The organism is Pseudomonas sp. MN1F, from assembly GCF_009391885.1.
Taxonomy (GTDB): domain Bacteria; phylum Pseudomonadota; class Gammaproteobacteria; order Pseudomonadales; family Pseudomonadaceae; genus Aquipseudomonas.
In genome coordinates this window covers 58,325-69,222 of the sequence record NZ_VZII01000042.1, presented here as the reverse complement: position 1 = coordinate 69,222, position 10,898 = coordinate 58,325, and the positions used below count along the sequence as shown (strand labels likewise).

The window sequence follows — 10,898 nt, the reverse complement described above, 5'->3', positions numbered from 1 at the left end:
AGGGCCTATAGCTCAGTTGGTTAGAGCAGAGGACTCATAATCCTTTGGTCCACGGTTCGAGTCCGTGTGGGCCCACCAGATACAACGAAAGCCGCGCTGATGCGCGGCTTTTTTGTGCCCGATTGGTGACCATTCAGGGGCTTGCCCTGCTCACCTGCGGCTGGCTAGGCTAGCGGACCCTCCGTAGAGACTCACCATGTCGGACTCCCGCCCCATCACCCTCGACGAAATCGACCGCCAGCTGATCGCCCTGCTGCAGATCAACGCCCGCGAAAGCGTCGCCACCCTCGCCCGCCAGCTTGGCATCGCCCGCACCACGGTCAACTCGCGACTGGAGCGGCTGGAAAAGAACAAGGTCATCACCGGCTACGGTGTGCGCCTGGGCCAGCGCCTGATCGGCGGTGGGCTGCAGGCTTATGTCGGGATAAAGGTGCAGCCACGCTCCGGCAAAGAAGTGGTAAGGCGCCTCAGTGCCATGGGGCAGGTGCAGCAATTGTGTGCGGTGAGTGGCGAGTTTGACTATGTGGCCTGGCTGCGCAGCGATTCGCCAGAACAACTGGACCAATTGCTGGATCAGATTGGCAGTGTCGAGGGGGTGGAGAAGACCACTACTTCAATCATCCTCAGCAGCAAGGTCGATCGCGGACAGCCGGCCTGAATCCGCCCCCATGACGAGAGGCGCCACCCAGTGATCGTCAAAATCTAAACATTGTTAGTCAAAATGACGAACCAAGGCTCATTACGACACTACTTTGCATCTTAATTACGAACACCCCGCTTCATAAAATGACCGCCAGCCATCTCCTATACTCAGGCTCCGCCCCCGCGCAGCCGCTCTGGCAAGGTCACTTCATGAACAAGAAAAACCGCCACCCCGCCGACGGCAAGCAGCCCATCACCATCTTCGGCCCGGATTTCCCCTTCGCCTTCGACGACTGGCTGGAACACCCGGCAGGCCTGGGCAGCATCCCGGCCGAACGTCATGGTGAAGAAGTCGCCATCGTTGGCGCAGGCATCGCCGGCCTGGTCGCAGCCTACGAATTGATGAAGCTGGGCCTCAAGCCTGTGGTGTACGAGGCGTCGAAACTGGGTGGGCGGCTGCGTTCGCAGGCCTTCAACGGCACCGACGGCATCATCGCCGAGCTCGGCGGCATGCGATTCCCGGTGTCCTCCACCGCCTTTTACCACTACGTCGACAAGCTGGGCCTGGAAACCAAGCCCTTCCCCAACCCGCTGACTGCTGCCTCGGGCAGCACAGTGATCGACCTCGAAGGCCAGACCTACTACGCCGAAAAGGCCAGTGACCTGCCGAAACTGTTCCACGAAGTGGCCGACGCCTGGGCAGATGCGCTGGAAAGCGGCGCGCAGTTTGCCGATATCCAGCAAGCGATCCGTGACCGTGATGTACCCCGGTTGAAAGCGCTTTGGAACAAGCTGGTGCCGCTGTGGGACGACCGCACCTTCTACGACTTCGTCGCCACCTCGCGCTCGTTCGCCCAACTGAGCTTCCAGCACCGCGAAGTATTCGGCCAGGTCGGTTTCGGCACCGGCGGTTGGGACTCGGACTTCCCCAACTCGATGCTGGAAATCTTCCGCGTGGTGATGACCAACTGCGACGACCATCAGCACCTGATCGTCGGCGGGGTGGAACAGGTACCACAGGGCATCTGGCGCCATGTGCCGGAACGCTGCGCCCATTGGCCAGAAGGCACCAGCCTCAGTTCGCTGCATGGCGGCGCACCGCGCACTGGGGTCAAGCGCATCGCCCGCGCTGCCGATGGGCGCCTGGCGGTCACCGACAACTGGGGTGACACCCGCCACTATGGCGCGGTGCTCGCCACCTGCCAAAGCTGGCTGCTGACCACCCAGATCGACTGCGAAGAGTCGCTGTTCTCGCAGAAGATGTGGATGGCCCTGGACCGCACCCGCTACATGCAGTCGTCGAAGACCTTCGTCATGGTCGACCGACCGTTCTGGAAGGACAAGGACCCGCAAACCGGCCGCGACCTGATGAGCATGACCCTCACCGATCGCCTCACCCGCGGTACCTACCTGTTCGACAACGGTGACGACAAGCCGGGCGTCATCTGCCTGTCCTACGCCTGGATGAGCGACGCCTTGAAGATGCTGCCGCATCCGGTGGAAAAGCGCGTGCAACTGGCTTTGGATGCGCTGAAGAAGATCTACCCCAAGACCGACATTGCCGGGCACATCATCGGCGACCCGATCACCATTTCCTGGGAAGCCGACCCGCACTTCCTCGGTGCGTTCAAGGGCGCGCTGCCCGGCCACTACCGCTACAACCAGCGCATGTACGCGCACTTCATGCAGCAGGACATGCCTGCCGAGCAACGTGGCATGTTCATCGCCGGTGACGACGTGTCGTGGACCCCGGCCTGGGTCGAAGGTGCGGTGCAGACGTCGCTGAATGCGGTGTGGGGTATCATGAACCACTTCGGTGGCCACACCCACCCGGACAACCCAGGCCCGGGCGATGTATTCGACGAAATCGGGCCCATCGCCCTGGCTGACTGAAACCAAGGAGGCAGCATGCGCATCGCTCTGTTCCAGGGCGCACCCAACCCGCTGGACGTGCCCGGCAACCTGCAACGGCTGCGCCATCAGGCGCAGTTGGCGGCCGAGCGTGGCGCGCAATTGCTGGTGTGCCCGGAGATGTTCCTGAGCGGCTACAACATCGGCCTGGCGCAGGTCGAACGGCTGGCCGAAGCCGAAGATGGCCCGTCGGCCATGGAGGTGGTGGAGATCGCCCAGGCGCACCGCATCGCCATCGTCTACGGCTACCCGGAGCGCGCCGATGACGGGGCGATCTACAACAGCGTGCAGTTGATCGATGCCCATGGCCGCAGCCTGTGCAATTACCGCAAGACCCACCTGTTCGGCGAGCTGGACCGGGCAATGTTCAGCCCTGGCGCCGACCATTTCCCGGTGGTCGAGCTGGAAGGCTGGAAGGTCGGCATGCTGATCTGCTACGACATCGAGTTCCCGGAAAACGCCCGGCGCCTGGCGCTGGCAGGTGCCGAGCTGATCCTGGTGCCGACGGCGAACATGACGCCGTACGATTTCGTCTGCCAGGTGACCGTGCGCTCGCGGGCGCAGGAGAACCAGTGCTACCTGGTGTATGCCAACTACTGCGGGGCCGAAGGCGAGATCCACTACTGCGGGCAGAGCAGCATCATCGGGCCCGACGGCAGCCTGCTGGCCATGGCCGGGCGCGATGAGTGCCAGTTGCTGGCTGAGCTGGAGCGTGAGCGGGTGGTGCGGGGGCGTGAGGCGTTTCCGTACCTGACCGATCTGCGCCAGGAACTGCATCGGCGTCAGGGCTGACAGGGGCCGCTTTGCGGCCCATTCTTACAAATGGGTTAGCATGAACACCTGCCCCGGAGTTCCCATGCCTGACACCATCCGCCCCCTGACCCTCGCCAACGGCCTGCAGCTGACCCTGCGCCACGCCCCGCGCCTGAAGCGCTCGGCGGCCGCCTTGAGGGTGCATGCGGGGAGCCATGACGCCCCAACTGCATGGCCTGGCCTGGCCCACTTCCTTGAGCACCTGTTCTTCCTCGGCACCGCGCGGTTCCCGCTGGAAGACGGCCTGATGCGCTACGTCCAGGCCCTCGGCGGCCAAGTCAACGCCAGCACCCGCGAGCGCACCACCGACTTCTTCTTCGAAGTACCGCCCGCCGCTCTGGCAGGTGGCCTGCAGCGCCTGTGCCAGATGCTTGCCGAACCGGACCTGGGCATCGAGCGCCAACGCCGCGAGCGGGAAGTCATCCACGCCGAATTCATCGCCTGGTCGCGCAACCCGCAGGCGCAGCAGCAATTTGCCTTGCTGCAATCGGTGGCTGGCAATCATCCGCTGATCGGCTTTCATGCAGGCAACCGCTATTCCCTCGGCCTGCGCAATCTTGCCTTCCAGCATGCCCTCAGCGGCTTCCACCAGCGCTTCTACCGGGGCGGCCAGATCACCCTGAGTCTCTGCGGCCCGCAACCCTTGGATGAACTGGAACAACTTGGCAGGCAATACGCCGGCCTCTTCGAGACCGGCGCCCCTGTGCTACAAGCCTTGCCCCCCGCCCTGGCCACCAACAAGCCACTGCTGTTCGCCCACGACGGCCTGCCGGCAGGTGCAGCACAGGCGTTGGAGCTGCTAATCGCCAACCTGGGCGACAACCGCCCCGGCAGTTGGCTGGATGCACTGGAGCGACGTGGCTGGCTCAAAGGATTCAAGGTCGAGACGTTGTATGCCTTCGCCGGGCAACTGCTCTGGCACATCGACCTGAAGCTCGCTGCAGATGCCGACACCGATGAAGCGTTGAAGCTGTTGCACGGCTGGTTCGACTTCATCCGCCAGGCAGCCCCAACCCAACTCAACAGTACGTTTGGCTGCTTGCAACAACGCCGTCAACGCAGCGCCAGCGCACTGGAGCTGGCCCGCCGCGACAGCGCCGGGCAGCCGTTTGCAACATTGGATACACAAGCGCTGATTGCGTTCGAAGCGCTGCTTGAACAGCTGCCACGTCACCCATACGGGCAATGGCAACTGCCGGCGGCCGAGCCCTTGTTGTTCGCTGAACTGCCCACCGCTCGAACTGCAGAGCTGCCATCTGCGCTGGGTATCAGCGACCTGCTTCCACCTGCCAGGCAATACGCTGCACTGTATTTGCGCTGGCACGTGCCATCGGCACTGCGCCAGCGTCTTCATGGCGTACTTGAACACGCCTTGCACCCCCTGCAGGTACGTTGCGAGCAGGCCGGCGTGCAACTGCAATTCAACGCGTATGGCGAGTACTGGCAGCTACGCTGCACTGGCCATCCGGCAGCAGTGGTGCGCGCCGCAGGCCAGGCCCTGGCGCTGATGCAGGCGCCCTCCAACTGGCAGCCATCGCCACCTGAGGCGCTCGCCCTGATACCGATCCGGGCATTGCTCCATCAGCTACCCGACGCCGTGCTCGGCACTCGCGCTGCGGCAACGCCGTCCTGCACCCTCGACCAGGCGCTGCTCGAAGGCGCCTGGCAGCACAGCCACTGGCAAGGGCTGGCCGTGGGTTTCGATAGCAGCGCCGTGCAGGCACTGGGCGCAGTGCTGCAGGGCTGCCCAGGGCAAGGCGCGGTGCCCCCGCCTGCTGCCCTCTGGGCTGGCCATCGCTGGCACCATGCCGAGGTGCCGGGCAGTGAAAATGCCCTGCTGCTGTTCTGCCCGCTGCCTGCCGCGCGGCAAGCCAGTGGTCGCCTGCTGGCGCAGCTGCTGCAAGGTCCGGTGTATCAACGCCTGCGGGTCGAACTGCAATTGGGCTACGCGGTTTTCAGTACCTTCCGTCAGGTCGAAGGCATCGGTGGCCTGCTGTTCGGCGTGCAGTCGCCGCATGCCAGCCAGGCCGAAATCCTCGCTCACCTGCGCGAACTTCTAGGCCAGGGCGTCACACTCGACGCCCATGCTCGCCAGGCACTGGCCGATCAGTTCGACGAACCGGCCATGGCCAACGCCGAGGTCGCCGAATGGGCATGGCAGACACACCTGGCCACACAGCCGGGCGACCTACGTGCGCTGCAGCGGTCTATCCTGATGACGCAACAAGCAGATCTGGACGGCCTGCTAGGCGACCTGCTCGGTACCGATTGCGCCTGGCTTTGCCTGGCCAACTGCGCCGCGCCAGATGCCTCCTGGCACTGATTTCGCGGGGATTGTTACGTTTACTGCAAGGGCGCTTATCAAAGAATTAACCTTTCAGTACAAATTTTTCTTGTAAGATAACGCTATCTCAGCCAACGGAACCTCCTGCTCCAGGTGGCACCCAATGAGTAGCTGAAGCACCCCAACCCCATCCGGAAGGAGAACGCCCATGTGGACCAAACCTGCATACACTGACCTGCGTATCGGCTTCGAAGTGACCATGTACTTCGCCAACCGCTAAGCCCTGCTTTGCGGTTCGACGCCTCGGCCCGCCGGGGCGTCGTCGTTTTTCGGATACGGCTTTTCGCAGAAAGGAGTGGCCATGTACATCCAGATTCTCGGTTCCGCCGCCGGTGGTGGTTTCCCGCAGTGGAACTGCAACTGCGTCAACTGCAAGGGCTATCGCGACGGCAGCCTGCGCGCCACGGCACGCACCCAGTCGTCCATCGCCCTGTCCGACGACGGTGAGCACTGGATCCTGTGCAATGCCTCGCCCGACATTCGCGCCCAGCTCCAGGCCTTCGCGCCGATGCAGCCGGCGCGTGCCCTGCGCGATACCGGGATCAACGCCATCGTCCTGCTCGACAGCCAGATCGACCACACCACCGGCCTGCTCAGCCTGCGTGAAGGCTGCCCGCACCAGGTCTGGTGCACCGACATGGTCCACCAGGACCTGACCACCGGCTTCCCGCTGTTCAACATGCTCAGCCACTGGAACGGTGGCCTGCAGTGGAACCGCATCGAGCTCGAAGGCAGCTTCGTCATCGACGCCTGCCCCAACCTCAGGTTCACCCCCTTCCCCCTGCGCAGCGCCGCGCCGCCCTACTCGCCGCACCGCTTCGACCCACACCCGGGCGACAACCTTGGCCTGTTGGTCGAGGACACGCGCAGCGGCGGCAAGCTGTTCTACGCCCCCGGCCTTGGCCAGGTCGATGCCAAGCTGCTGCAGATGATGCACGACGCCGACTGCCTGCTGGTCGACGGCACGCTGTGGGAGGATGATGAAATGCAGCGCCGCGGTGTCGGCACCCGCACCGGCCGCGAGATGGGCCACCTGGCGCAGAATGGCCCGGGCGGCATGCTCGAAGTGCTCGACGGTTTCCCGCGCCAGCGCAAGGTGCTTATCCACATCAACAACACCAACCCGATCCTCGACGAAGACTCCCCCGAGCGCGCCGAAGTCCAGCGCCGCGGCGTCGAAGTCGCCTTCGACGGCATGAGCATCGAGTTGTAAGGAGGCCCCGTGAGCGACGCACTGCCAATGTCACCTGCCGAGTTCGAGCAGGCCCTGCGCGCCAAGGGCGCCTACTACCACATCCACCACCCGTACCATGTGGCGATGTACCAAGGCCGCGCCACCCGCGAACAGATTCAGGGCTGGGTGGCCAACCGCTTCTACTACCAGGTCAACATCCCGATGAAGGATGCCGCGATCCTGGCCAACTGCCCGGACCGCGAGGTGCGCCGCGAGTGGATCCAGCGCCTGCTCGACCATGACGGCGCGCCCGGCGAGGACGGCGGTATCGAAGCCTGGCTGCGCCTGGGCCAGGCGGTCGGCCTCGACCCCGACCAGCTGCGCTCCCAGGAGCTGGTACTGCCCGGCGTGCGCTTTGCCGTCGATGCCTACGTCAACTTCGCTCGCCGCGCCAGCTGGCAGGAAGCGGCCAGCAGCTCGCTGACCGAGCTGTTCGCCCCGCAGATCCACCAGTCGCGCCTGGACAGTTGGCCGCAACACTACCCGTGGATCGACCCGGCCGGCTACGAGTACTTCCGCACCCGCCTGGGCCAGGCCCGGCGTGACGTCGAGCACGGCCTGGCGATCACCTTGCAGCACTACACCACCCGCGCGGGCCAGGAGCGTATGCTGGAAATCCTGCAGTTCAAGCTGGATATCCTCTGGAGCATGCTCGACGCCATGAGCATGGCCTACGAGCTGAACCGCCCGCCTTACCACACCGTCACCCGGCAACGGGTTTGGCACAAGGGGATCGCCCTATGAATTTTGACCGCAAGCAAGTGCCAAACTGGCGCCCCGGCTACCGCTTCCAGTACGAGCCGGCGCAGAAGGGCCATGTGCTGCTCTACCCCGAGGGCATGATCAAGCTCAATGACAGCGCCGGCCTGATCGGCGGGTTGATCGACGGCAAGCGTGACGTGGCGGCGATCATCAAAGACCTCGAACACCAATTCCCTGGTGTGCCCGAAGTCGCCGACGACATCGAGCAATTCATGGAGGTGGCCCGTGCCGAACACTGGATCGTCCTCGCCTGAGGTGCCGGTCGGCCTGCCGCTGTGGCTGCTGGCCGAGCTGACCTACCGCTGCCCGCTGCAGTGCCCATATTGCTCCAACCCGCTGGACTTCGCCGCCCAGGGCCAGGAGCTGAGCACTGCACAGTGGTTCAAGGTGATGGCCGAAGCCCGCGAGATGGGCGCCGCGCAGATCGGCTTCTCCGGTGGTGAGCCGCTGGTGCGCCAGGACCTCGCCGAGCTGATCGGCGAGGCCCGCCGACTGGGCTACTACACCAACCTGATCACCTCCGGCATTGGCCTGACCGAAGCGCGCATCGCCGCCTTCAAGGAGGCCGGGCTGGACCATATCCAGATCAGCTTCCAGGCCAGTGACGAGCAGGTCAACAACCTGCTGGCCGGCTCGAAGAAGGCTTTCGCGCAGAAGCTGGAGATGGCCCGTGCGGTGAAGGCCCACGGCTATCCGATGGTGCTCAACTTCGTCACCCACCGGCACAACATCGACAAGATCGACCGCATCATCGAGCTGTGCATCGCCCTTGAAGCCGACTTCGTCGAGCTTGCCACCTGCCAGTTCTACGGCTGGGCGCACCTCAACCGCCTGGGCCTGCTGCCGACCCGCGCGCAGCTCGAACGTGCCGAACGCATCACCAACGAGTACCGGGAAAAGCTCAAGGCCGAAGGCAGCCCGTGCAAGCTGATCTTCGTCACCCCGGACTACTACGAGGAGCGCCCGAAAGCCTGCATGAACGGTTGGGGCAGCCTGTTCCTGACCATCACGCCGGACGGTACTGCCCTGCCCTGTCACGGCGCCCGGCAATTGCCGGTGCAGTTCCCCAACGTGCGCGACCATGACCTGCACCACATCTGGTACGACTCGTTCGGCTTCAACCGCTTCCGCGGCAACGACTGGATGCCCGAGCCGTGCCGTTCGTGCGACGAGAAGGAAAAGGACTTCGGCGGCTGCCGTTGCCAGGCCTTCATGCTGACCGGCGATGCCAGCAAGGCCGACCCGGTGTGCGCCAAGTCGCCTGACCACGGCATCATCCTCAAGGCCCGCGAAGAAGCGGAGACTGCCCAACTCGCCATCGAAGAGATGACCTTCCGCAATGAGCGCAACTCCCGTGTCATCGTCCGCGGCTGACTTCAGCGCCGCCCAGGCCGTTGCCGCTGGCACTGACTTTGCCGAACTCAAGGTCAGTGCCGAGGGGCTGTTCTGGAACGAGTTTCGCCCGGCCGATGGTGCCTGCCGTATCTGGCAGTGGCGCGACCACCAGGCGCGGTGCCTCACAGCCGATGGTTTCAGTGTGCGCAGCCGGGTCTACGAGTACGGTGGCGGCAGCTTCTGCCTGGGCGGTGACGGGCTGTTGTTCGTCAACGAACAGGATCAGCAGGTCTATACCCAGAGCCTCGAAGGCAGTGCCCCACGCGCCCTGACCGACGATGCCGATTGCCGCTATGGCGATGTGCAGTGGCACGACGGCCAGGTGCTGGCAGTCGAAGAGCGCCATGGCGAAAGCGTCGAACATCGCCTGGTGGCGCTGGAGGATACCCAGCGCGAGGTGCTCGCCGAGGGTGCCGACTTCTATGCCTCGCCAACGGTCAGCGCCGATGGCCAACGCCTGGCCTGGGTCGAATGGGACCGCCCGGCGCAGCCTTGGACCGTTACCCGGCTGATGTGCCGCGAACGCGACGCCAACGGTGACTGGGGGGCCGCGCGCTGTATCGCCGCCGAAGAGGAATCACTGCAACAGCCGCGCTTCGACGCCGAAGGCCGCTTGTACTGTTTATCTGACCGCAATGGCTTCTGGCAGCCCTGGGGCGAGGTCGACGGCCACTGGCAGGCGTTGCCGGCCGAGCCCGCCGACCATGCCGCCGCGCCTTGGCAACTGGGCACCAGCACCTGGCTGCCGATAAGTGCACAACGCTATCTGGCCACCTGGTTCGAAGGTGGTATCGGGCAACTGGGCCTGCAAGATGAAAATGGCCGCATGGAGCGCTTCGCCAGCGCCTACACCCGGTTCCGCAACCTGGCCATGGATGCCGAACACCTCTATGCCGTCGCAGCTTCACCGATCAGCCCGCCAGCAGTGATCGCCATTGCCCGCGCCAACCATGAGGTCAGCGTGCTGGCCGGCGGCGCCGAAGTGCTGCCTGCAGCGCAGATCAGCCTGCCGCATTCGATTCATTACGACAGTGGCGGTGCGCTTGCCCATGGGTTTTTCTATCCAGCAAGCGGCATCAAGGGCCCTGCACCTTTGCTGGTGTTTATTCACGGCGGCCCGACCTCGGCCTGCTACCCGGTGCTCGACCCGCGCATCCAGTACTGGACCCAACGCGGTTTCGCCGTGGCTGACCTGAACTACCGGGGCAGCACCGGCTATGGCCGGGCATACCGCCAGGCGCTGCACCTGCGCTGGGGCGAAAGCGATGTGCAGGATGCCTGCGCCGCCGTCGAGCATCTGGCCGGGCAAGGGCTGATCGACCCCGGCAAGGCGTTCATTCGCGGCGGCAGTGCCGGTGGCTACACCACGCTGTGCGCCCTGGCTTTCCACAACGTGTTCCGCGCCGGTGCCAGCCTGTACGGGGTCAGTGACCCGATTGCCCTGGGCCGGGCCACGCACAAGTTCGAAGGTGATTACCTGGACTGGCTGATCGGTGATCCGCAGCGAGATGCCAAGCGCTACCGTCAGCGCACGCCGGTGTTGCATGCCTCACGGATCAAGGTGCCGGTGATTTTCTTCCAGGGCGAGCTGGACGCCGTGGTGGTGCCTGAGCAGACGCGTTCGATGCTGGCGGCGTTGCAGGCCAATGGCATCGAGGCCGAAGGGCATTTTTATGCCGGCGAACGGCACGGATTCCGCAAAGCCGAGCACCTGGCGCATGCCCTTGAGCAAGAGTGGCAGTTCTATTGCCGGGTGTTGGAGGGCTGATGCCCCTGGGGCCGCAAAGCGGCCCCAGC

General features: G+C 64.5%; 10 protein-coding genes and 1 tRNA gene. All 11 read left to right on the top strand.

Annotated elements, in window-relative coordinates:
- Position 1 precedes the first annotated feature (1 nt).
- The 11 genes from F6X59_RS21280 (at position 2) to F6X59_RS21230 (ending at position 10,869) form a co-directional block, all read left to right on the top strand.
- Positions 2-78: transfer RNA gene (locus F6X59_RS21280), tRNA-Ile, on the top strand.
- 118 nt (positions 79-196) lie between these two features.
- Positions 197-658: an Lrp/AsnC family transcriptional regulator gene (locus tag F6X59_RS21275; protein ID WP_152957982.1), complete on the top strand. Its 462-nt coding sequence runs from the start codon at positions 197-199 to the stop codon at positions 656-658.
- 194 nt (positions 659-852) lie between these two features.
- Positions 853-2,535 carry an NAD(P)/FAD-dependent oxidoreductase gene (locus tag F6X59_RS21270; RefSeq protein WP_152957981.1) on the top strand — a complete coding sequence of 561 codons (1,683 nt, stop codon included), beginning with the start codon at positions 853-855 and terminating at the stop codon, positions 2,533-2,535.
- A gap of 15 nt (positions 2,536-2,550) precedes the next feature.
- Positions 2,551-3,345 carry a carbon-nitrogen hydrolase family protein gene (locus tag F6X59_RS21265; RefSeq protein ID WP_152957980.1) on the top strand — a complete coding sequence of 265 codons (795 nt, stop codon included), beginning with the start codon at positions 2,551-2,553 and terminating at the stop codon, positions 3,343-3,345.
- A gap of 64 nt (positions 3,346-3,409) precedes the next feature.
- The gene (gene pqqF, locus F6X59_RS21260) at positions 3,410-5,689 is read left to right on the top strand and encodes a pyrroloquinoline quinone biosynthesis protein PqqF (RefSeq protein WP_152957979.1); all 2,280 of its coding nucleotides are present in this window, start codon (positions 3,410-3,412) and stop codon (positions 5,687-5,689) included.
- A gap of 169 nt (positions 5,690-5,858) precedes the next feature.
- A complete protein-coding gene (gene pqqA, locus F6X59_RS21255; protein ID WP_003243383.1) occupies positions 5,859-5,930 on the top strand; it encodes a pyrroloquinoline quinone precursor peptide PqqA in 72 nt (23 codons plus the stop codon).
- Between the two features lie 81 nt (positions 5,931-6,011).
- Positions 6,012-6,923, top strand: a complete 912-nt coding sequence (pqqB, locus tag F6X59_RS21250) for a pyrroloquinoline quinone biosynthesis protein PqqB (RefSeq protein ID WP_152957978.1) — start codon at positions 6,012-6,014, stop codon at positions 6,921-6,923.
- A 27-nt stretch (positions 6,924-6,950) separates the two neighbouring features.
- Positions 6,951-7,688, top strand: coding sequence for a pyrroloquinoline-quinone synthase PqqC (gene pqqC / locus F6X59_RS21245; RefSeq protein WP_152958028.1), 738 nt, complete (start codon positions 6,951-6,953; stop codon positions 7,686-7,688).
- Positions 7,685-7,960, top strand: a complete 276-nt coding sequence (gene pqqD / locus F6X59_RS21240; protein WP_152957977.1) for a pyrroloquinoline quinone biosynthesis peptide chaperone PqqD — start codon at positions 7,685-7,687, stop codon at positions 7,958-7,960. The genes pqqC and pqqD overlap by 4 nt, the downstream gene beginning before the upstream one ends.
- Positions 7,932-9,080: a pyrroloquinoline quinone biosynthesis protein PqqE gene (pqqE, locus tag F6X59_RS21235; protein ID WP_372240478.1), complete on the top strand. Its 1,149-nt coding sequence runs from the start codon at positions 7,932-7,934 to the stop codon at positions 9,078-9,080. Before pqqD ends, pqqE begins: the two co-directional genes overlap by 29 nt.
- Positions 9,046-10,869, top strand: a complete 1,824-nt coding sequence (locus F6X59_RS21230) for a S9 family peptidase (RefSeq protein WP_152957976.1) — start codon at positions 9,046-9,048, stop codon at positions 10,867-10,869. The genes pqqE and F6X59_RS21230 overlap by 35 nt, the downstream gene beginning before the upstream one ends.
- Positions 10,870-10,898: the final 29 nt, after the last annotated feature.

Coding starts and splice junctions, on each gene's coding strand:
- F6X59_RS21230 (WP_152957976.1), top strand. CDS start 9,046: ATGAGCGCAACTCCCGTGTCATCGTCCGCGGCTGACTTCAGCGCCGCC.
- pqqD (WP_152957977.1), top strand. CDS start 7,685: ATGAATTTTGACCGCAAGCAAGTGCCAAACTGGCGCCCCGGCTACCGC.
- pqqC (WP_152958028.1), top strand. CDS start 6,951: ATGTCACCTGCCGAGTTCGAGCAGGCCCTGCGCGCCAAGGGCGCCTAC.
- pqqF (WP_152957979.1), top strand. CDS start 3,410: ATGCCTGACACCATCCGCCCCCTGACCCTCGCCAACGGCCTGCAGCTG.
- F6X59_RS21265 (WP_152957980.1), top strand. CDS start 2,551: ATGCGCATCGCTCTGTTCCAGGGCGCACCCAACCCGCTGGACGTGCCC.
- pqqB (WP_152957978.1), top strand. CDS start 6,012: ATGTACATCCAGATTCTCGGTTCCGCCGCCGGTGGTGGTTTCCCGCAG.
- F6X59_RS21270 (WP_152957981.1), top strand. CDS start 853: ATGAACAAGAAAAACCGCCACCCCGCCGACGGCAAGCAGCCCATCACC.
- F6X59_RS21275 (WP_152957982.1), top strand. CDS start 197: ATGTCGGACTCCCGCCCCATCACCCTCGACGAAATCGACCGCCAGCTG.